Below are 19,893 nucleotides of genomic sequence, written 5' to 3'. Positions count from 1 at the left end.
TGCTGAGCTACAAATGTAGTCAATAGGCAAGCCGCGCTTTCCGCTCCTCTAAAAACTCTCGCTCGCCCCATTCCGCCATCCGCGGCAAGAGGCGCAGCGCCTGACTGACCTGTGGAGCCTGCCCTGCCATTCGATCGCCCCTGGTTCACCCCGCTGCTCGCCGGCGCCACGCTTGGCGACCGCCTGCTCGCGTGCGTCGGCGCGCTGGTTGGCATCGCCGCGGTGGCAGGGGCGACGATGCTGGCCGGGCTCGCGACGCCCGGGCTGCCGCTGCTCGTTGCACCGATCGGCGCGTCGGCTGTGCTCGCCTTCGCGGTACCCGCCAGCCCGCTCGCCCAGCCCTGGTCGATCATCGGCGGCAACACGCTGTCGGCGCTGGTCGGCGTCGCGGTGGCGATGCTCGTCCCCGCCCCGCCGCTTGCCGCCGGGCTCGCTGTCGCGGCCGCGATCCTCGTGATGTCGCTGGCGCACTGCCTGCATCCGCCGGGCGGCGCCGTCGCGCTGCTCGCCGCACTCGGCGGGCCGGCGGTTACCGCGCTCGGTTTCGGCTTCGCCTTCGCGCCGGTGGCGGTCAGCTCGGCCGCGCTGGTCGGCGCGGCGTGGCTGTTCCACCGCTTGTCGCGTCACGCCTATCCGCATCGCCCGAACGCGGCGGTCGCCGAGCGTCAGCTGGCCGAGGAAGGCCTCCTGCCCGTCGATATTGAGCGCGCCGTCGCCGACCTCGGCGAGACGTTCGATATCGGCACCGAGGATCTGGCGATGCTGGTCGCCCGCGCCGAGCACCACGCCGCCGAACGTCGCGCCGCGCGCCCTGCGCTGAAGCGCCCCGCCTAATCGGCGTGACGCCGCTCATGGTCGAGCAGCCACTGCTTGCGCCAGATCTTGCCGCCATAGCCGACCATCGCGCCGTCGCTGCCGATGATGCGGTGGCAGGGGACGATAATCGCCAGCTGGTTGGTGCCGTTCGCCCGCGCCACCGCGCGGATCGCCTCGGGCCGGCCGAGGCTGTGCGCCAGCGACTTATAGGTGTGGATTTCGCCGCTCGGGACCGCCTGTAACGCCGCCCATACCGAGCGTTCGAACGCGCTGCCCGCCTGGGCAGAACTCACGCTGAACGCCATGAGCGTTCCGGCGAAATAGCCGTCGATCTCGCGCGCCGTCTGCGCCAGCACGTCATTGTCGCCGAAGCTGATTGCCCCCCGCCGCGCCTGCAACCGCTCCAGCTCTCGCGGCAGGCCACGCCGCTCGGCGAATTCGAGGAGGTGCAGGCCATCGTCGCCGGCCACCGCCAACATCGGCCCGATCGGCGTTTCGATCCAGCGCGCTTGCAGGCCGAACAGACTTGCCGCCTTTGTCGGCGCTTGGCCAAGCAGGCCGGCGACAAAGGCGCGAAGGTCGGCGTCGGACATCGACTCAGCGGGCGGGGATGGCGTCATCACCGAAGAACATCCTGTAGCCGGCCAGCGTGTCCATATATTCGCGGATGCGCCGTACCCGCTCGCCCTTCATCTCGAATACCCAGCAATAGAGATTGTCATAGTCACGGCCCGTCGAGGTGCGGCCGCGCATCCGCTCCTCGAACACCACGGTCGATCCGTCGGCGATCACGTTTGTAAAGTCGAAGGACGCGCCGTCCGGAAACGCCTCGCGGAAGCGGCTCACCAGAAAGTCGATGATCCCCTCGCGTGTCTCCAGCGCATCGGGCGCCATGCCGAGCGCAAGCTGGGTCGCGTTGCCACGCGGTGCCAGCCAGCAGGCATCCTCGGTCAGCACCGCCCGCACCTGATCTGCATCGCGCGACCCGAACGCCGCCCACACCGCCATTGCTGCTTGTTTCGCATCGCTCATCGTTGGTCTCCATTTACGTCCGCGGCGGTTGGAGTGCCCGATCGGCAGCACCCCCGCTCGCCGCTTTCGGACGCGATTGGCGGCAGGCCATGAAGGTCCGAAAATCGCTAGCCAGCCCCGGCCGAGCGACGGAGAATGGGCGCCATGCTCGACGACACCGCCTATTATGACGCCATCCGCCGCCGCGACCCGGCGGCCGACGGGCTGTTCTTCATCGGCGTGCACACCACCGGCATCTACTGCCGCCCGATCTGCCCGGCGCGCACGCCCTTGCGCCGCAACATCAGCTTCTTCGCCTCCGCCGCTGCCGCGCAGGAGGCGGGCCTGCGTCCGTGCCTGCGCTGCCGCCCGGAATCGGCGCCTGAAAGCCCGGCCTGGCTGGGGTCGATGGCGACGATCAATCGCGCGCTGCGGCTGATCGATGAAGGGGCGCTGGTCGAGGGCGATATCGATGCGCTTGCCGATCGGCTGGGGGTCACCGCGCGCCATCTGCGGCGCCTGTTCGACCGCCATCTCGGCGTGTCGCCGATCGCCATCGAACAAACGCGGCGGGTGCATCTGGCGAAGAAGCTGATCCACGAGACGCAACTGCCGCTGACCGAGATCGCCTTTGCCGCCGGCTATGGCAGCATCCGCCGGTTCAACGAGTCCTTCGCCACCCGCTTCGGCCAGCCGCCCTCGGCGCTGCGCCGGCGGCAGGCCCGGCCGGTCGAGGGGCTGTCGGTGACGCTCGCCTACCGCCCGCCGCTCGACTGGGCGGGGCTGTGCGGTCGAGTGATCGAGGCCGGCGGCAGCGCCGATGCGGAGAGCTTGCGGTTCGATCTGCCGACCGGTGCGCCGATCGTGGCGCGGCGGGCCAGCCGCGCCAATTCGCTGTCGCTCGATCTCGGCGCGGTGGACACGCGCGACCTCGGTCGCGCCATCGCCTATGCCAAGCGGCTGCTGATCGGCCGGCTACCGCTGCACTAGCGCGCGGTTGCGGATGACCTCGGCTCGCGCCCGGCGGGTGACCGCGTCGAGCCGCGGGGATGCCCGCTGCCAGCGGCGCATCATCGTCACGGCGACCAGTGCCATACCGACCAGCATCATCATCGCCGGTTCACCCGCCACCGCCGGACCCGGACGCACCTGTTCCAGACCGCGCACCCCCGATTGGGGACTGAGGGGCGCGGTCTGAAGGAGAGGCGCTGCGGTGTGCGGCAGCGGCAGGCGATCGGTGAAAATCAACATGGCGCCTGGGTAGCACCGGCCGCCGGATCAGCGGTTCCACCCCGGTATCAAAGCAGGGGGGCGACTTTCAGCGGCAGATCAATCGCTTCCCAGCGTCTTCTGATAGAAGTGAAACAGCGCGCCCGCATCGATGTGGACGCCGCCGGTGCGCATGTCGCGCGGGGCATAGCCATAGCGGCGGCGGAAGGCGGTGCTGAAATGCGCCGGGCTGCTGAAGCAATATTCGTCGGCGATCTCGGCGAGTGGCCGCTTGTCGTCGCTGTCGGCGAGCTGGGCGTGCACTGCCTCCAGCCGCCGGCTCTGGATATAGGCGCCAACGCCGCCCGCCTCCTTGAAGGCGCGGTAGAGTGTCGGCCGGGTGACGGCGAAACGCTCGCAGATGAGGCTGGCGTCGAGCGTCGGCAGGGTGAGATTCTGGTCGATGAAGGCGCGGATCGCGGTGATCGGCGCGGCGCGCACGCTGGTCGTCACCACCTGCGGCCGTTCGGACGGTAGCGCGGCGATCGCGCTGGTCAGCAGCGCCATCGTGGCGTTGCGCACCAGGCTGACGTCGCGCTCGCTCATCTCGGGCAGATGGCGGGTGACCGCCAGCAGATGCTCGGCGAACAGGCGCCCCGCGGCGCCATCCAAGGTACGACCGTGCAGGCGGGGCGCGTCGGGAACGGCGGCGTGGACCACCGACCGCGGCACCACCAGCATGATATTGTCTTGCGCGGTGCCCTTTACCAGCCACGGCGAGTTGAAGTCCATGATGCAGAGCTGGCCGCTGCCGACGCGGATGGTGCCGTAGTCGAGCTCCGCCGACCAGCTTCCCCGCTGCAGCAGGATGATCGTGTAGGTGTCGCGGTTGTAGTTCTGGACATGCGCCTCGGTGCGGTGGAGCTCGACCGCGGTGACGTTGTTCGCGGTGAGCACTAGATCCTCAAGCAGCCAGGCGCGGCAACGCACCTGAAACTCCTCGACCGCCGCCCCTTCGGGCAGAACCGGATCATAGCCGGGCGTCAACTGGGCAAACGCCTTCAACCGCTCCACCGGCGGCAGCGTCGACCCTTCGAAACTCGCCATCGGCACCATGTGCGCGACCTGTAACTCCCAACCCCTCGGCCGCTGTTGTGCCGCGTGTTTTGACCGCCCGCAAATGCCGCCATCATTTTGAGACGGTGATGAAAGTTCGTTGCGGCGCCGGGCGCTATGGTGAGATTCGCAGGCTAAGGTTAGCCTTGCCGAAGATGCCTGACCCCGACACCCGCCTCGCGTCCTACGGCACGCTCGCGCCCGGTCGGGTGAACCATCATCAGCTCGACGGCCTGACCGGCGCCTGGCGGGAGGGCGTGGTGCGCGGCACGCTCGTGCCCGACGGCTGGGGCGCGACCTTCGGCTATCCGGCGCTGGTCCTCGGCGAGGACGGCGCACCGGTCGATGTATGGCTGTTCGAATCCCTTGGCCTGCCTGCCCACTGGCAACGGCTCGATGCGTTCGAGGGCGACGGCTACCGCCGGGTGATCGCCCGCGTCGAGACGGCGGACGGCGATGTCAATGCGTGGATCTACGTCAGTGCGGAGGGGCGGTTGCCATGATGAGCGCGCTGTTCAACGAATATCCCGCCGCGATCAGCCTCGTCATGGGGCTGATCCTGATCTTTTGGCCGCCGCCGAAGCGGCTCGAGGTGGAAGCGGAGCGGCAGGCCCGCCTCGCTGAACTGGCGAGCGGCGCACCCGAGCGCTTTCTCGAAGAACGCCGGTCGCTCGAAGCCTATGGCCCCGGTCATGCCGGGCCTTATCGTCTGTGGGGCATCATCCTGCTCGCGCTCGGGATCGCGCTGTTGTTCCTCTAACTGGCGAAGCCGCGCGGCGGTTCGGCGAGGGTGATGCGGTTGCCGTCAGGGTCGTCGATCTGCGCGATGATGCCGAAATCGCCCTGCATGTCGTCGCCGAACGCGATCCCGCGCGAGGCGAGCGCGCGCCGCGTCGCCGACATCTCGGGCACGACGATGGTCATCAGCGACTTTCCGGCCCTGTCGGCGTCATGGACCAGCTGGATACCTGCGGGGCCCCAGCGCCACTGGGTGAGCGTCGGCATCGGGTGATCGTCGGCGGGGCGGCCGAGCAGCTTCTCGTACCAAGCCTCGCTTGCCGCCATGTCGGACACGCAGGCCACCGCGAACAATCCCTGAAGCACCAGCATCGCCACCTCTCCGCTACCCATCGCCCGTCGGGCTATCAGCGAGCGTGGGCGGCGCGTCGATTACCCGGAAGGCAGGTGTTCAACGGGCGAACAGCGCATTCGGGCTCAGCCGGATCGGCGGCTGTAGACGATGAAGCCGGCGTGGACGGCGACCTTGTCATAGAGCGTGCGGCCCGGCGTGTTGGTCTCATGCGTCAGCCAATAGACGTCGCGGCTGCCCGCGTCCGCCGCGCGCTGCGATACTGCCTCGATGAGCGCCCGCCCCACCCCGCCGCCGCGTGCCTCGGCGTCGGTGAACAAATCCTGCAGATAGCAGGTCTGCGTCAGCCGCGTGGTGCTGCGGTGGAAGAGATAATGGCAGATGCCGATGATCTGCCCGTCACGCTCGGCGACAAGCGCATGCACCGGCTCGGCGGCGTCGAGGAAACGGCCCCACGTCGACGCCGTGATCTCCTCGGCCAGCGCCGTCGCACCGTCGCGCCCGTAGAAGGCGTTGTAGCCGTCCCACAGCGGGCGCCACTGGTCATAGTCGCCGGCGGCAAGCGAGCGAACGGCGATCACGCCTTGAAGCCCGCCTTCACGCGCCGCTCGAGTACGGTGAGCGGCATGCGGCCGCCATCGAGCACGAGGTCGTGGAAGCGCTTGATGTCATAGCCGGGCAGCTTCGACGCCTCGTCGCGCAGGCGGCTGATCGCCACCTGGCCGACCTTGTAGGCGCAGGCCTGCCCCGGATAGACGATATAGCGGTCGATCTCGGTGCGCGCCGACGAGGGCCGCTCGGACGAATTCTGCACCATGAAGTCGATCGCCTGCTCGCGGTTCCAGCCCTTCGAGTGGAGGCCGGTGTCGACGACGAGGCGCGAGGCGCGGAAGGCGTAGGAGCCGAGGTAGCCGATCTTCCCGAGCGGATCGTCGTCATACATGCCGAGCTCGTCGGCGACCTGCTCCGAATAGAGACCCCAGCCTTCGCCGTACGCCGTCGCCGACGCCACCTGCCGGTAAATCGGCAGCTCGCCGTTCTCAAGGCTCAAGGCGCCCTCGAACAGATGCCCCGGCGCGCCTTCGTGATAAGCGAGCGTCGGTAAAGTGAAGCGCGGCCACTCCTCGGTATCGCGCAAATTGATGAAGAAGATACCCGGCCGGCTGCCGTCTAATGACCCGCGCTGCGCCGACCCGCCCGGCGCGCCCGCCTGAATTTCCACCGGCACGCGGCGGATCTCGTAGGGGGCCTTCGGCATGCGGCTGAACACCTGGGGCAGCTTCGCGCGGATCGCGACCAGCCGCTCGTTCAGATAGGCGAGCAGCTCGGCGCGGCCGGCGTCGGTGTTGGCGAACACCTGCCCCTGCGCATGCTGAAGCTCGTTGAGCCGGTCGCGGATGCTGCCCTTGGTGTAGCCCTGCCCTTTCAGCAGCGCGTCGATCCGCGAATTGAGATCGCGCACCTGGTCGAGGCCCATCTGGTGGATCTCGGCCGCCGTCATGTTGGTGGTGGTGTGCTGGTGCAAGGTCGCCGCATAATAGTCGGCGCCGCGCGGCAGGTTGGAGACGCCCGCCGCATCCTTTGCTCGCGGCAGCAGCGCGGTCAGCGTCTCGATCTGGCGGGTCAGCGAGGCGCGGATCGGGCCGTCGAACAGCGCGGCGGCGCGATCCTCATAGCCGGTCAGCCCGAGCGCGCCGGCGCGCGTCGCGATCGATTTCACCAAGGTCTTCGACTTCGCCTCGCCGTCGCGGAGCTGGCCGAGCTGCCTGATCGCCTGTTCGAGGATGAAGCGTGGCGCCACCACCCCGGCGGCGGCGTTCGCCTGCACGATGTCGGTATCGGCGTTGAACAACGCCGGGATCGCTTCCATGCGCGACATGTACGCGTCGGCATCGGCCTTCGACTTCACCGGATGCTGGGTGTCGAGGAAGTTGGCGACGGCGGTGTAGAAGCCGCCGAGCTGGGTGACGCCGTACGGGCCGGGGCGATGGCCGAAGCCGCCGACATGATAGCTGAAGCCGGCGAGCTGCTTCGCCGAATTGAGGCCGAATTCGGCGCTGTCATAGCTGATCTGGCCGGTGTCGCTGAGGCCGTCGCGGCCGAGCTTGCGCAGGGCGGCAAGGTTGCGCTCGGTGCGCGCCTTGCTCTCAGCGCGGCCGGCGGGCGACCAATCGGGGAATTGGGCGCGCAACGCGGCGCGCGCGCCGGTGTCGAGGCCGAGCGAGGTGGCGCCGGTCGGCTCCTCGCGCAGCCCTTCCTCGAACTGCGCCATCAGCAGCTTGTCGAGCGCGCTGTCCTTTGCAGTGCCGCCCGCGCCTTGCGCCCAGCCCGGTACGGCGATCATCGCCGCGCCCGCCCCGATCGAGGCCAGCAGTTCACGCCGATGCATCGCGATTCCGTTGTTCATGCCCATCCCCGCTTTTGAAGTTTGCGTGATGCTAGCGGCTGGCGCTGCGTGGGCAATGTCGTTGATCGAAACGCCGCCCATTTTGGGCGCAGCATACGCTAGAAACACGTGGGAAAGCGGCGAACCGATGCTTCCATTTTGGAGGATTCGGCGTTGTGTACTGCAGTAGTTTGCGTTTGGAGTAGCTTATGTTTGAGCCCGACAAGATCGTGCTCGCCCTGTCCGAAGACCGTCTTCCCCCCGAGCTTCGGCAACAGCTTCTCACCATCGATCACCCTGATTTCGCGATCGCATCCGTCGGCACCGAGACCCCGGATGCCCTGCTGGCGCATACGGCGTGGATCGGCACGCGACCGGCCGCCGACGCGCAGCTTATCCTGTTCGGAACCGCCGACGAACTCGCGGCGCTTGAGGCCAATCCCTACATCGTCGGCACCGTCGACTGGCCGGCGGACTTGGCCGCGCTGCGGCGCTCGCTCGCGGCGTGCGCGCGCTGGCTGCGGCGCGAGCGGCGGCTGCGCGCGATGGCTTATGGCGACATGCTGACCGGGCTGCTCAACCGGCGCGGGTTCGAGGAGCAGGCCGATCGCACCATTGCCCGCGCTCATTACGACGGGCCGGCGAGCGCGGTGCTGGTCATCGACATCGACCATTTCAAACAGCTCAACGACACCCGCGGCCACGCGGCGGGTGACGCGGTCCTTCGTCATATCGGCGCCCTGATCCGGCATCATGTTCGGCCGGGAGACGTCGTCGGCCGCATCGGCGGTGAAGAACTGGCAATCGTCCTGCCCACCGCCTCGATCGAGGTGGCCCTCGCCACCGCCGAACGGCTGCGGTTGGCGGTCGACCAGGCGGTCGTGGCGTTCGATGGCCATGACCTGCGCGCGACGATCAGCATCGGCGTCGCGTCGACCGGACTCACCAGCCATCATGCGCCCGCGCTGCGCGCCGCCGACGAGGCGCTCTATCGCGCCAAGGCGGCGGGCCGGAACCGTGTCGCAGCGGCGGCCCGCCCAATATTCTGGCAGGCTGCGACGGCGCCTCAGACCGACCCGGTTCGCAGCGCCCTGGCCCAGTCGTCGCGTCCGTTCGCCGTCGCCACGTCGGCCGCGCGGCCCCAGTCGTAATCGACGGTCAGCAGTTCGGCCGCCCAGCCGCCGTCGGTATCACTGACGATCGCGTAGCGCGCATGCGGCGAGCCGGTCTCGACGACATGCGGATAGGGATGCACATCGTCATAGGCCGGCAGCCCGACACTGCCGGGGTTCACCACCAGCCGCCCATCGGCCAGGTTCGCGACGCGCGGGATATGCGTATGCCCGCAAAGAATGACCGCCGCGTCGGCGCCGCCCGCGCGCGATTCGATCTCCTCGGGCGTCGCGGCGCGCAGGCCGTCGGACGTGACCGTCTCCATGAAATAGATAAGGTCGCTGTCGGGCGTGCCGTGGACGAGCAGCACGTCGTCGTTCAGCCGCAGCGTAGCCGGCAGGCTCGCCAGCCAGTCGCGCTGATCGAGGCGCAACGCTTCGGCGGTGAATCGATCCGACGGCCCCATGCGATCGGGTGGCAAGGTGAGCACCTGCCGCTCATGGTTGCCGGCGATGGTCGGCAGGTCGAGCGCGATCAGCCGGTCGGCCGTCTCGCTCGGAAACAGCGGCCCCGAGCAGATGTCGCCGAGGTTGACCATCAGGTCGACACCGCGCGCCTCGGCATCGGCGATGACCGCGTCGAGCGCGAGGAGGTTGCCGTGAATGTCGGAGAGAACAGCGATCTTCATCCGCGAGCTTCTACGAAAGACGACCGCTGTCCGTAACCCCCCTGTCGCCACCGTCAGAAGCGGAGCACGAAGCGCGCGCCCGGCCCCTCCCCGGCCGCCAACGCGATGCCATGCTGGTCGCACAGCCGGCGGACGATGGTCAGGCCGAGGCCCGAGCCGCGCGTCGCGGCGTCGGCGCCAGAAAGGCCGGGACCGTCATCGGCGATAACGATCTCCCCATCAGTGGCGGCCAGCGTCAGCCGGCTACCGTCGGCGTGCTGGAAGACATTGCCTATGAGGTTGCCGAGGATCAGCGCCAGCACGGCAGGCGGCGCGGCGGCCCGCTGGTCGGGCGTAGCCTCGATGACGACCTCGATCCGCCGGTCGGGATAACGCGCCGCTGCGTCGATCACCGCCTTTTCGAGCAAGGGCAGCACCGCGACCGGGTCGGCGGGCGTCGCGGCGGCATGGCCACGCGCCAGCGCCAGCAGCAGATCGAGCGCCTGCTCCATCTCCTGCGCCGCCGCGCCGATGCGCGCGAGAGCGGGTCCGGCGGTCGCGCCGCCCGCCGCCGCCAGCTCGGCGCCGGTGCGGATGACGGCGAGCGGCGTGCGCAGTTCATGGCTGGCGTCGCGGGTGAAGGCCTGCTCGCGCGCCACGAACGCCTCGATCTCGCGGTAGGAAGCGGCGAGGGCCTCGGCGAGCACACCGATCTCGTTCGCCGGATAGCACGCCGGGTCGATGCGCGGCACCGCCCCACCCGCCGCCTCGACCTCGCCCGCCAGCCGCACCAGCGGCGCCGAGGCGCGCCGCCCGAGCTGCCAACCGATCAGCGCCGCGACGCCCATCACGCCGATCGTCAGCAGGCCGAGGAAGGTGACGATGCCCTCGCGGCGCGGGCGGACCAGCAGTTGTTGGCTGACTTCGGACACGAGCACGGCGCGCTGCCCGCCGGGATAGGCGAACCGCTTCACATGATAATGCCGCCCCTCGGCGCCATAATATTCGACTTGCTGCGCGCGCCAGTCGAACTGCCCGGCAAGGTCGCGCGGCAGGGCGTCGCCGGGTTCGTAGACGGCCATGTCGGCGCTGAGCGGCGCGACCCGGCGCCGCGCCGCTTGCTGGCGCTCGACTTCCGCCGTCAGCCGGTCGGCGAAGATCCGGTCCTCGACGGTATAGGCGACCGCGAAGCTGGCAATGGCGAACAGCGCGGCGGTCAGCACCGCCGTCGCCACCATCGCCGCGACGATGCGGGTGCCGAGCCGCCCCCTCATGCCGCTACCACCAGCCGGTAGCCGACGCCGTGCACCGTCTCCAGCATCGGCGCCGCGAACGGCCTGTCGAGCACCTGGCGGAGCAGGTGCATGTTGCTGCGCAAGCTGTCCGACGACGGCGGCTCCTCGCCCCAGATGCGCCGCGACAGCTCGCTGCGCGGCAAGGCGGCCGGATAGGCCTCGGCGAGCAGCAGCAGCATCTGCCAAGGGATCGGGGTGAGGCGCAGCGGCGTGCCGGCGCGGGTGGCGGTGCGGGCGCGGCGGTCAATCACCAGATCGCCGATCGCCAGTGTGTAGTCGGCGCCAAGGCTCCCCCGCCCCGACAGCACCTCGACCCGCGCCGCCAGCTCGGCGAGCGCGAACGGCTTGGTCAGATAATCGTCGGCGCCGCTGGCAAAGCCGGCGAGCTTGTCGTCGAGCGTGTCGCGCGCGGTGAGCATCAGCACCGGCACCCGCCGGTCGGCCTGCGCCCGCAACTGCTCGCAGAGCGCCAGCCCATCCATCCGCGGCAGCGCGATATCGAGCACCACCACGTCAACCGGCGTCTCAAGCGCGGCGCGCAGACCGGCGGGGCCATCGGCGGCAAAGTGCAGCCGATGGCCCCGCGATTCCAGATAGTCGATGATGTTGGCGGCGAGCGCCTGATTGTCCTCGACGAGCAATATATCGAGGCCGGCGCTCATCGCGCGACTATGCGGCTCAGCCACCCAGCGAAGCAAGCCGGGCCCGCGCCTTGGTCATCGCCTCGTCGAGCTGCGGCTCGGGATAGAAGGGCTTCGCCACCTCCATCGCCGACAGCCCGTGCCGCAAGCCTGCCGCGTCGGTCGCGGTCAGCGCGCGATAGTGACCCCAGGCGGCGATCAGCGGCGGATCATAGGCGGCGGGCGCGGCCTTGATCGCCGCCCGCGCCGCCGCTTCGCCACCGGGCTTCAGCACCGCGACCAGCGCGATGCTGCGCTCGTCGGCCCAAGCGGTGCGCGCCTTCGGTGTCTTGCCCATCGCGCGCAGCAGCGCCTCGGTGGTGTCGGGCGTCGAATAGGGGTTCTGCCCGGTCACCAGCCGGCCATCGGCGACGGCATGCGACAACATCATCGGCGCCTCGCTGAAGCGCACGCCGACCCGCCGCATCTCGTCCTCGAGCTGGAAGGCGAACGCCTTGGCCTTCTCCTTGGTGAACGCGTCCTCCTCCTCGCCCGAAAAGCCCGTCGCGGCCTTGCCGGCGAGCAGCAGCGACCCATCCGCCAGCCGCACCCGCACCAGCGCCGCCGGCCCATGACACACCGCGCCGATCACGCCACCGGCGCCGTAGGTCCGCGCGATCAGCGCCTGCAGACGCTTGTCGTCATGGAGGTCAAACATCGCCCCCTTGCCGCCCATCACATAGACGCCGGCATAGTCGCGCTTTGCGCCGTCCGCGAACGACACCGTCGCCGCCAGCGCCTTCACGGCCGCCGGATCGGCAAGGAAGCAGGCGTTGTACGGCTTCGCCTTGTCGAACCTGTCCGCCTTCGCCGCCCCGCCCGCCGGGCTGGCAATCTCGACGTCGAGCCCATTGGCGCGAAGGATGAGCCACGCTTGCGAGAGCTCATCCATCTCGAAGCCTGGGCGGGCTTTATCGCCGGCAACGCCGTAGCCGGAGACGACGAGGAGGACAGTGTTGGAGGCGGCGTCGAGTTGCGCCGGGAGTGCCGTGCAGATGATCAGCAGAAAGAGGTAGAGAGTGCGCATGTTCATCTCCGTTGGGATGTCAGGCGCACCCGGTAGCGGAGGCAGTGTCAAACGACCGTCAAATCTCCGGGAGAGCGGCCGGTTTCAGCGTTGACGCTTGAGGCCACACGCTTCTCGCGCCAGCGAACAAGCTGTCCGCACGCCCTTCGATATCCTGCTCAGTCCAGCCGCCGGATTGACCGTCGAGCAACAGCTTGTTCAGTCGCAGCGCACTATGCTTTGCGAGCTGCGCGCTCTTGCAATTGACAGAGCCTTCAACGTGCCAGGGACCGTTCGAAAGACTTGGATTCAGCTTCTCGCTGACCAGAGTCAGATTGCCGATGTTCTGCACGCGATCGTCGCGGAGGAGAGGATCGCCTGCCTCGGCCAGCGGCCAATGAGCCGCCCAGCTTTGTGGCATGATATGCTCTATTTGAAGCTTGGCGAAATCGAACGTCAACAGCGGTTCGGTCTTACTGACATCTTGTTGATAATGTTCTTCGAGCGCCTGAAGAATCATGGCAACACGGTCACGCCTGAACAAACCGTAAAAGCGGCGTGAGCGCCAATCGCGCTGGAAGGCATCATCGTCTGGCCAACCGCCAGCTGCATCACCCAGCACTGTTATTAACTGCGGAACAGCCGAAACATCACCCGGCACATCGTTCACGGCCCGAACGAGTTCGAGCGCCAGCGCACCGTAGCCGCGGGTCTGCCGTTCACAAACCATGCGCCGCACCAGAAAACTCTCGATTGCCTTTGCACCGGTCGCCACGTCATCCACGCGCGCGAAAAGCGCCATAAGCACCGGACGGAACACCACGAAGTCGAGCCGATTGAGACGGCGAAGCGTGGCGGCGAGCGCCGCATCTCCGTCCGGAGCATCAACGATTCGGTAGTAGGCGGCATGCTCATGAACGCTGCCCATCAGCGCTGCCACATCCAGTCGCTGATCCTCATTCTTGTCGGCCAGTGCATTCGCGTAGGCCAAGAACCGATCATAGAGATGCTTCACCGGGATCTGCTCGCCGGTCATCACGGTCAACCAGTTCTGGAGAAACGTGTCCACCCTCGGACGCGCGGCATGCCCGGTACCGATCGTCTTGCGCCAATAGAGGTGTTCGCGATCAAACTGAGACCAACAAGTCTGATACAATGGATCGGCGTCGAGCTCCTGTTTGCCCGCCTGCCAGAGCAGCCAATTTTTGATCAAGTCGGCAGGCAGCAGCGGCGTGCCATGCGCGTTTAGTGTTTCGAAGATCGCTTGCGGCTCGTCACTCTCGTCAAGGTCGAGAACGATTAGCCGTAGATGATCCTTGAGAGCTGCTGCGAAGGCCAGCGCGCGCTGGGCTACGTCCTGCTGCCCCAGCCAGCCAAGGATCGCGTCCCGGAAAAACCGGTAGGCGTCTGCCATCCTCGATTGTTCGCTACCAACACCAGCTGCGGGTTCGCTGTCCATGACCGCTTTGAAGGCAGTGCGATCGTCATTTGTCGGCCAGACCTTGTACGCCTCTTCGGGCTGCTGGGCGTAATGATTGCGTGAGAGCTGAGATGTTTGGCCCGCCGCCAACTCAATCGACTTCGCGCTATCGGGCGAGGCGGTCAACGACACCTCGTGAAGCGCATGTTCGGCGGCCTTCAACAACAGCTGAAGTGTCGTCAACCGCTGTTGACCGTCGATGACCCGCCGCTGTGGCATCGCAATCGAACTCGTGTTGATCTGCTCTAAGACCACCGTACCGAGAAAATGGCCGGCGACAGGCTTGTGTGGCCGTGGACTTAGTACGCGATCAGCCAGTTCTCGAACGTCATCCCACAACGGTTGCCATTGTTCTTCCTTGCTCCACACATAGGGTCGCTGGAAAAGAGGGACGGTGTAGCGCGTCTGCGCGCTAAAGATTTGACCGATCGAACTGTAGCTTGGCTGCATAATATCCCCCCACGGGGCCATAATCGACAAACGAGCGAGCGGCGCAAGCCGAGCGGCCTATCTGCCAAGAAAGAAGAAACGTGATGCGCAAGGATCGGGATGTCGAAGCGAAGATCGCCAGCGAAGCAACGCGGGCGGCCCACCGCTTCTTGCTGAATGCGATGCCGCAGCTAGGGCTCACCCCATCCCATAATTCCGGCTTCGTCAGTGCTGTCCGGTTACACGACGACCACAATCGATATCTGTTCTCTTGGGTACCGGCAAAAGCTCACCTGACGTTCTACGTCCGCAAGCCGGCGCTCAAAGCCACACCACATCTCGCGCGTTCGATCGAGCATTTGTCACTTTCGCTCACCACGAATCGGGGCGGTGAGATCAAAGCGCGCATTGAAACGGAAGCTGACGCGCGTCGCTTACGCGACTGGCTGGCAAGCGAGCTTCCTCTTCATGCCTAGCCGCGCTGCTGCCTGTATCGACCGCCGCACCCCCTAGCGCCCCTCCCCGCCCCACGCTAACCCTCCGCCATGGCGTCGAAGCTCAACCTCCCCACCGTCAACCGTCGCAAGTTCCTGATCGGGGCGGGCGTCGGGGCCGGGTTGGTCATCGGTTATGCGGTGTGGCCGCGGGATCGCGCGCTCAACTGGACCGCGCGCGAGGGTGAGACGCTGGTCAACGGCTGGGTGAAGATCGACAGTTCGGGACGGGTCATCATCGCGGTGCCGCAGGCGGAAATGGGCCAGGGGGTCTATACCGGGCTGCCGCAGATCCTCGCCGACGAGCTGGGCGCCGACTGGCGTACCGTCGGCGTCGAGCCGGCGCCGCTGCACCCGATCTACGCCAACACCTATATCGCCACCGGCATGGCTGCCGGGCTGCCGTCGATGCTGCAGGGCATGGGGCGCTGGGCGCTGACCGAGATCGCCGAGCGCTATTCGCTGCAGCTGACCGGCGGCAGCAATTCGGTCACCTCCTATTTCGATACGCTACGCATCGCCGGCGCGTCGGCGCGGGTGCTCCTGTGCATGGCCGCGGCGAAGCAGTGGGGGGTGGACTGGACCGCCTGCGACACCGCCAACGGCTTCGTCGAGCATCAGGGCAAGAAGCTGCGCTTCGCCGAGCTGGTCGACGAGATCGACCCCGCCGAGGCGCCGTCGAACCCGCCGCTGCGCAAAACGCCCCGGCTGATCGGCCGATCCCTGCCGCGCCTCGACGTGCCGTCGAAGGTCGACGGCTCGGCGCGCTTCGGCACCGACGTGCGGCTGCCGAACATGGCCTATGCCGCGGTGCGCGCCGGCCATGTTGACGGGCCCGAACTGAACGAGGTCGACAGTACCGAGGTGCGCGGCCAGCCGGGGATCGTCGGCGTGGTCGAGGGGCCGGACTTCGTCGCAGTGGTCGCCGACACCTGGTGGGGCGCGCGCACCGGGCTCGACAAGATCAAGGCGACCTTCGAGACGCCGGACACGCTGGCGTCGAGCGTCGCGATCGGGAAAGCGCTCGACGACGCGCTGGCCGGCGACGATGCCGAGGCGTTCCGCGACGAGAATGACGCTGCCGACAAGCTGACCGGCCAGGGCATCGTGCAGGCCACCTACGCGGTGCCCTTCCTTGCCCACGCCTGCCTTGAGCCGATGACCGCGACGGCGCGCATCGTCGACGGGCGCTGCGAGCTCTGGGCGCCGACGCAATCGGCGTCGCTCGTGAACTGGGCGGTGGCGAAGGCGACGGGCTTTGCCGAGAGCGACGTGACGGTGTTCCCCACCCTGCTCGGCGGCGGCTTCGGGCGGAAGGCGGAGGTCGATGCCTGCGTGCAAGCGGCGCTGATCGCGCAAGAGGTCGAGCGCCCGGTCCAGCTGATCTGGACGCGCGAGGAGGATACGCGGCACGACAAGTTCCGCCCGGCGGCGAAGGCGCGGATGCGCGCCAAGATCGGCGGCGACAAACGCGTCGCCGCGTGGACCTCGCGCATCGCCGTTCCTAACGTCGGCCCCAGCTTCATGGCGCGCAACCTGCCGTCGATGGCGGGCGGCAGCGGGCCGGATGCGATGGCGCTCGAGGGCGCGCTGCACATGCCCTACGACTTCGGCGCGGTGCGGGTGGAGCATGCGGCGATCGAAACGCCGGTGCCCTTGGGCTTCTGGCGCTCGGTCGGCCACAGCTACACCGCCTTCTTCGTCGAAAGCTTCATCGACGAGCTGGCGCAGGCCGCCGGCGTCGACCCGCTGACCTTCCGCCTGCGCCTGTTGGCCAAGTCGCCGCGCCACGCCGAGGTGCTGCGCACCGCCGCCGCCGAAGCGGGGTTTATGGGCGCGGGCGAGGACGGCAGCGCGCAGGGCATCGCGCTCCACGAAAGCTTCGGCTCGATCGTCGCGCAGGTCGTCGAGGTCGCGGTGAAGGAAGGCCAGGTTCAGGTCGTCCGCGTCACCTGCGCCGTCGATTGCGGCCGGGTGGTGAACCCCGACATCGTGCGCCAGCAGATGGAAGGCGGCATCATCTTCGGGCTCTCGGCGGCGCTTCACGGCGCGATCACTTTTGCCAACGGCGTGGCCGAGCAATCGAACTTCGACGCCTACCCGCTGCTGTCGATGGCGGAGAGCCCAGAGATCGACGTGCATATCGTGCCGTCGAGCGAAACGCCGGGCGGCGTCGGCGAACCGGGCGTGCCGCCGGTGGCGCCGGCGCTGGCCAATGCCGTGTTCGCGGCGACGGGGCTGCGGGTGCGGGATTTGCCGTTTGCGGGGAAGAAGCTGGGGTGAGGAAGAAGAACACCCTCACTTTACCTCTCCCGCAGGCGGGCGAGGGACGCGGTCGGCAGGCCACGTCGAAATCTCCGCGTCGCCTTGCCCATGAAAGACGTGTTGGCGACCCTACGGCCAACTCCCCTCGCCCGCTTGCGGGAGAGGGAGGGGCCCGCCGCGAAGCGGTGGGAGGGTGAGGGTGTCCGACCATCCGACGATCCCCGCGCCCCAGGTCGGCGTGCTGCTCGTCAATCTCGGCACCCCCGACGACGCCTCGCCCGCCGCGGTGAAGCGCTATCTGCGCGAGTTCCTGTCGGATCGGCGCGTGGTCGAAATCCCCGCGCTGCTGTGGCAGCCGATCCTGCGCGGCATCATCCTCAACACCCGGCCGAAGAAGTCGGCGGCCAACTACGCCAAGGTCTGGGACCACGACGCCGGGGATTCGCCGCTGCGCGTCATTACCCGTGCGCAGGCCGCCGCACTGCAGCCGATCGTGCCGGGCGCGCTGGTCGACTGGGCGATGCGCTACGGCAGCCCGTCGATCCCAGCGCGGCTGGCGGCGCTGAAGGAAGCGGGGTGCACGCGCATCCTGATCGCGCCGCTCTATCCGCAATATTCAGCGGCGACGACGGCGACGGTGATGGACAAGGTCTTCGCGACCTTGAACGGCTGGCGCTGGCAGCCGGCGCTGCGCACGCTGCCGCCCTATCATGACGACGCGGCTTACATCGATGCACTGGCTGCCTCTGTCGAGGCAGGCCTCGCGACGCTCGACTTCGAGCCCGAGGTGGTGCTGGCATCCTTTCACGGCATGCCGGCCCGCACGTTGAAGCTTGGCGATCCCTACCATTGCCACTGCCAGAAGACGGCGCGATTGCTGCGCGAAAAGCTGGGCTGGCCGGAGGGGAAGCTACGCCTCACCTTCCAGTCGCGCTTTGGCCGCGCCGAATGGCTGAAGCCCTATACCGACCCCACCCTGCGCGCGCTGCCCGGCGAGGGCATCAGGCGCGTCGCGGTGGTGGCGCCGGGCTTCGCCGCCGACTGCCTCGAAACGCTCGAGGAGATCGCCATCCAGGGCCGCGAGAGCTTCGAGCACGCCGGGGGCGAGCGCTTCGCCTACCTCCCCTGCCTCAACGCCTCGACACGCGGCGTCGCGATGCTGCGCACGCTCGTCGCCCGCGAGCTTGAAGGCTGGATCGCGCCCGCCTAGGCTCGCTCCCAATAATAATCTTTGGGAGAATCGGCATGGCGCGCGTTGCAATCGTTACGGGCGGAACACGCGGTATCGGCGAGGCGATCTCGGTCGCGCTGAAGGACATGGGCTGCATCGTCGCGGCCAATTACGCCGGAAATGACGAGCGGGCACGGGAGTTCAGCGCGCGCACCGGCATCGCCGCCTATAAATGGGACGTCGCCGACCATCAGGCCTGCCTTGATGGCGTGAAGGCGGTCGAGGGCGACCTCGGCGACGTCGACATCGTCGTCAACAACGCCGGCATCACCCGCGACGGTACCCTCCTCAAGATGACCTATGAGATGTGGCGCGAGGTGATGGACACCAACCTCGGCGGCTGCTTCAACATGGCGAAGGCGGCCTTCCCCGGCATGCGCACCCGCGGCTGGGGCCGCATCGTCAACATCGGCTCGATCAACGGCCAGGCCGGCCAGTACGGCCAGGTGAACTATGCCGCCGCGAAATCGGGCATCCACGGCTTCACCAAGGCATTGGCGCAGGAGGCGGCGAAATCGGGCATCACCGTCAACGCCATCGCGCCGGGCTACATCGACACCGACATGGTCGCGGCGGTGCCGCCCGACGTGCTGCAGAAGATCGTCGCCAAAATCCCGGTCGGGCGCCTCGGCCAGGCGAACGAGATCGCGCGCGGCGTCGCCTTCCTCTGCTCGGAGGACGGCGGCTTCGTCACCGGCTCGACGCTGTCGATCAACGGCGGCCAGCACATGTATTAGGCGTGCATCAAAGTGGTACTTTGATGCAGGATTTGGTCAAAAGGTCGGTGACCATTCAGGGGCACCGGACCTCGCTCAGCCTTGAGCCGGTGTTTTGGGAGGCGTTGCAGCAGGCGGCGGTCGACGAGGGCAAGGCGTTGAATGCCCTCGTCGCCGAGATCGACGAAGCGCGGACGACCAATTTGTCGAGCGCGATCCGCGTCTGGCTGTTCGAGCGGGCGCGAGGGTAGACCCACCCTCTATCCGTCATACCGGCGAAAGCCGGTATCCAGACCGACCTCCCACTGGATACCGGCTTTCGCCGGTATGACGGCTTGGGTGTGATCTACGGCCGCACCGGCCAGAACCGCGCACCGAGATACCGCCGCGCCACCCAGGCGATCGGCAGGCCGACGAGGATCAGGTGGCAGAACCACTGGTCGGCGATCTTCCAGGGGTCGGTGGTCAGGCTCATCTGCGGCCAGCGCGCCGGGCGCACGACGCCGTACATGATCAGCCAGAGCAGCAGACCGTAAGCGAGACCGGCGACAACCCAGTGGCGGTTGAGCAGCGGCAGGCGTTGGGCCGCAATCATGTAAGCAGTGACCATGCAGGTCATGATCGCATAGTGGACGGCGAGGCCCGCCGCCGCGAAGCCGGCGCCGGCATCGGGACGGTCGCCGAACGGCCCGCTGGCGACGAAGTGCAGGACGCCCACAGGGCTCACCCCTGCCCGGCCCGCAAAAAAGAAGGCGGCAAGAATATCGAGCGTCCCCGCGATGAGCGTGGCGATGACGATGGGCTTCAGCAGCGATGATTGCGGCATGGGCTCCCTTCCCACTATGGCATGAAGGTGAGCCTATCCACGGCCGGCGCGTTGACGAGCGGA

At 67.8% G+C, this 19,893-nt stretch carries 23 protein-coding genes; 10 read left to right on the top strand and 13 right to left on the bottom strand.

Annotated features, from left to right (window positions below):
• The first annotated feature begins 111 nt into the window (after positions 1 to 111).
• Positions 112 to 834, top strand: a complete 723-nt coding sequence (locus tag ACFOMD_RS11620; RefSeq protein ID WP_380861505.1) for an HPP family protein — start codon at positions 112 to 114, stop codon at positions 832 to 834.
• Here the strand turns inward: ACFOMD_RS11620 and ACFOMD_RS11615 are convergent.
• Entirely contained in the window at positions 831 to 1,436 is a 606-nt protein-coding gene (locus tag ACFOMD_RS11615) for a methylated-DNA--[protein]-cysteine S-methyltransferase (RefSeq protein WP_380861706.1), read from the bottom strand. The two genes, ACFOMD_RS11620 and ACFOMD_RS11615, sit on opposite strands and share 4 nt — an antisense overlap.
• Positions 1,414 to 1,848: a nuclear transport factor 2 family protein gene (locus ACFOMD_RS11610; protein WP_380861503.1), complete on the bottom strand. Its 435-nt coding sequence runs from the start codon at positions 1,846 to 1,848 to the stop codon at positions 1,414 to 1,416. Before ACFOMD_RS11610 ends, ACFOMD_RS11615 begins: the two co-directional genes overlap by 23 nt.
• Positions 1,849 to 1,992: 144 nt before the next feature.
• Here ACFOMD_RS11610 and ACFOMD_RS11605 point away from each other — a divergent pair, with 144 nt between their 5' ends.
• Entirely contained in the window at positions 1,993 to 2,817 is an 825-nt protein-coding gene (locus tag ACFOMD_RS11605; protein ID WP_380861501.1) for a bifunctional transcriptional activator/DNA repair enzyme AdaA, read from the top strand.
• Here ACFOMD_RS11605 and ACFOMD_RS11600 read toward each other — a convergent pair.
• Both ACFOMD_RS11600 and ACFOMD_RS11595 read right to left on the bottom strand, forming a co-directional pair.
• Positions 2,803 to 3,078, bottom strand: coding sequence for a hypothetical protein (locus ACFOMD_RS11600; protein ID WP_380861499.1), 276 nt, complete (start codon positions 3,076 to 3,078; stop codon positions 2,803 to 2,805). The genes ACFOMD_RS11605 and ACFOMD_RS11600 overlap by 15 nt on opposite strands.
• A 78-nt stretch (positions 3,079 to 3,156) precedes the next feature.
• Positions 3,157 to 4,143, bottom strand: a complete 987-nt coding sequence (locus ACFOMD_RS11595) for a helix-turn-helix domain-containing protein (protein WP_380861497.1) — start codon at positions 4,141 to 4,143, stop codon at positions 3,157 to 3,159.
• 164 nt (positions 4,144 to 4,307) lie between these two features.
• On the opposite strand from ACFOMD_RS11595, the gene ACFOMD_RS11590 reads away from it, so the two are divergent.
• Positions 4,308 to 4,655, top strand: coding sequence for a gamma-glutamylcyclotransferase family protein (locus tag ACFOMD_RS11590; RefSeq protein WP_380861495.1), 348 nt, complete (start codon positions 4,308 to 4,310; stop codon positions 4,653 to 4,655).
• The gene (locus ACFOMD_RS11585) at positions 4,652 to 4,912 is read left to right on the top strand and encodes a hypothetical protein (RefSeq protein WP_380861493.1); all 261 of its coding nucleotides are present in this window, start codon (positions 4,652 to 4,654) and stop codon (positions 4,910 to 4,912) included. The genes ACFOMD_RS11590 and ACFOMD_RS11585 overlap by 4 nt, the downstream gene beginning before the upstream one ends.
• Here ACFOMD_RS11585 and ACFOMD_RS11580 read toward each other — a convergent pair.
• The 3 genes from ACFOMD_RS11580 to ACFOMD_RS11570 all read right to left on the bottom strand — a co-directional run bounded on the left by ACFOMD_RS11580 (position 4,909) and on the right by ACFOMD_RS11570 (position 7,649).
• Positions 4,909 to 5,283, bottom strand: a complete 375-nt coding sequence (locus ACFOMD_RS11580) for a VOC family protein (protein WP_380861491.1) — start codon at positions 5,281 to 5,283, stop codon at positions 4,909 to 4,911. The two genes, ACFOMD_RS11585 and ACFOMD_RS11580, sit on opposite strands and share 4 nt — an antisense overlap.
• Before the next feature lie 84 nt (positions 5,284 to 5,367).
• Positions 5,368 to 5,823 carry a GNAT family N-acetyltransferase gene (locus ACFOMD_RS11575; protein ID WP_380861489.1) on the bottom strand — a complete coding sequence of 152 codons (456 nt, stop codon included), beginning with the start codon at positions 5,821 to 5,823 and terminating at the stop codon, positions 5,368 to 5,370.
• On the bottom strand, positions 5,820 to 7,649 hold the full coding sequence (locus ACFOMD_RS11570; RefSeq protein ID WP_380861487.1) for a DUF885 domain-containing protein: 1,830 nt from the start codon (positions 7,647 to 7,649) through the stop codon (positions 5,820 to 5,822). Before ACFOMD_RS11570 ends, ACFOMD_RS11575 begins: the two co-directional genes overlap by 4 nt.
• A gap of 188 nt (positions 7,650 to 7,837) precedes the next feature.
• On the opposite strand from ACFOMD_RS11570, the gene ACFOMD_RS11565 reads away from it, so the two are divergent.
• Positions 7,838 to 8,779 carry a GGDEF domain-containing protein gene (locus tag ACFOMD_RS11565; protein WP_380861485.1) on the top strand — a complete coding sequence of 314 codons (942 nt, stop codon included), beginning with the start codon at positions 7,838 to 7,840 and terminating at the stop codon, positions 8,777 to 8,779.
• Here the strand turns inward: ACFOMD_RS11565 and ACFOMD_RS11560 are convergent.
• From ACFOMD_RS11560 to ACFOMD_RS11540, 5 genes are read right to left on the bottom strand one after another with little or no spacing between them, the layout of a single operon-like run.
• On the bottom strand, positions 8,695 to 9,429 hold the full coding sequence (locus tag ACFOMD_RS11560; protein ID WP_380861483.1) for a metallophosphoesterase family protein: 735 nt from the start codon (positions 9,427 to 9,429) through the stop codon (positions 8,695 to 8,697). The two genes, ACFOMD_RS11565 and ACFOMD_RS11560, sit on opposite strands and share 85 nt — an antisense overlap.
• A gap of 53 nt (positions 9,430 to 9,482) precedes the next feature.
• Positions 9,483 to 10,682: a sensor histidine kinase gene (locus tag ACFOMD_RS11555; RefSeq protein WP_380861481.1), complete on the bottom strand. Its 1,200-nt coding sequence runs from the start codon at positions 10,680 to 10,682 to the stop codon at positions 9,483 to 9,485.
• The gene (locus ACFOMD_RS11550) at positions 10,679 to 11,389 is read right to left on the bottom strand and encodes a response regulator transcription factor (protein ID WP_449329078.1); all 711 of its coding nucleotides are present in this window, start codon (positions 11,387 to 11,389) and stop codon (positions 10,679 to 10,681) included. The genes ACFOMD_RS11555 and ACFOMD_RS11550 overlap by 4 nt, the downstream gene beginning before the upstream one ends.
• Complete coding sequence (locus ACFOMD_RS11545) at positions 11,382 to 12,410, bottom strand: type 1 glutamine amidotransferase domain-containing protein (RefSeq protein WP_380861479.1); 1,029 nt, start codon at positions 12,408 to 12,410, stop codon at positions 11,382 to 11,384. The genes ACFOMD_RS11550 and ACFOMD_RS11545 overlap by 8 nt, the downstream gene beginning before the upstream one ends.
• 58 nt (positions 12,411 to 12,468) lie before the next feature.
• Positions 12,469 to 14,319, bottom strand: coding sequence for a DUF262 domain-containing protein (locus ACFOMD_RS11540; protein WP_380861477.1), 1,851 nt, complete (start codon positions 14,317 to 14,319; stop codon positions 12,469 to 12,471).
• 83 nt (positions 14,320 to 14,402) lie between these two features.
• Here ACFOMD_RS11540 and ACFOMD_RS11535 point away from each other — a divergent pair, with 83 nt between their 5' ends.
• The 5 genes from ACFOMD_RS11535 to ACFOMD_RS11515 all read left to right on the top strand — a co-directional run bounded on the left by ACFOMD_RS11535 (position 14,403) and on the right by ACFOMD_RS11515 (position 19,255).
• Positions 14,403 to 14,774, top strand: a complete 372-nt coding sequence (locus ACFOMD_RS11535; protein ID WP_380861475.1) for a hypothetical protein — start codon at positions 14,403 to 14,405, stop codon at positions 14,772 to 14,774.
• Positions 14,775 to 14,843: 69 nt separating this feature from the next.
• The gene (locus ACFOMD_RS11530) at positions 14,844 to 17,075 is read left to right on the top strand and encodes a xanthine dehydrogenase family protein molybdopterin-binding subunit (RefSeq protein ID WP_380861473.1); all 2,232 of its coding nucleotides are present in this window, start codon (positions 14,844 to 14,846) and stop codon (positions 17,073 to 17,075) included.
• 175 nt (positions 17,076 to 17,250) lie between these two features.
• A complete protein-coding gene (gene hemH / locus ACFOMD_RS11525) occupies positions 17,251 to 18,267 on the top strand; it encodes a ferrochelatase (RefSeq protein WP_380861471.1) in 1,017 nt (338 codons plus the stop codon).
• Between the two features lie 35 nt (positions 18,268 to 18,302).
• On the top strand, positions 18,303 to 19,025 hold the full coding sequence (gene phbB / locus ACFOMD_RS11520) for an acetoacetyl-CoA reductase (RefSeq protein WP_380861469.1): 723 nt from the start codon (positions 18,303 to 18,305) through the stop codon (positions 19,023 to 19,025).
• Positions 19,026 to 19,048: 23 nt separating this feature from the next.
• A complete protein-coding gene (locus ACFOMD_RS11515; protein ID WP_380861467.1) occupies positions 19,049 to 19,255 on the top strand; it encodes a ribbon-helix-helix domain-containing protein in 207 nt (68 codons plus the stop codon).
• 95 nt (positions 19,256 to 19,350) lie between these two features.
• Here the strand turns inward: ACFOMD_RS11515 and ACFOMD_RS11510 are convergent, their stop codons facing one another.
• Positions 19,351 to 19,830, bottom strand: a complete 480-nt coding sequence (locus tag ACFOMD_RS11510) for a hypothetical protein (RefSeq protein ID WP_380861465.1) — start codon at positions 19,828 to 19,830, stop codon at positions 19,351 to 19,353.
• Between the last annotated feature and the right edge of the window lie 63 nt (positions 19,831 to 19,893).

This window comes from Sphingoaurantiacus capsulatus, assembly GCF_042648405.1.
Lineage (GTDB): Bacteria > Pseudomonadota > Alphaproteobacteria > Sphingomonadales > Sphingomonadaceae > Sphingoaurantiacus > Sphingoaurantiacus capsulatus.
This window is presented reverse-complemented; position numbering and strand designations above follow the sequence as displayed.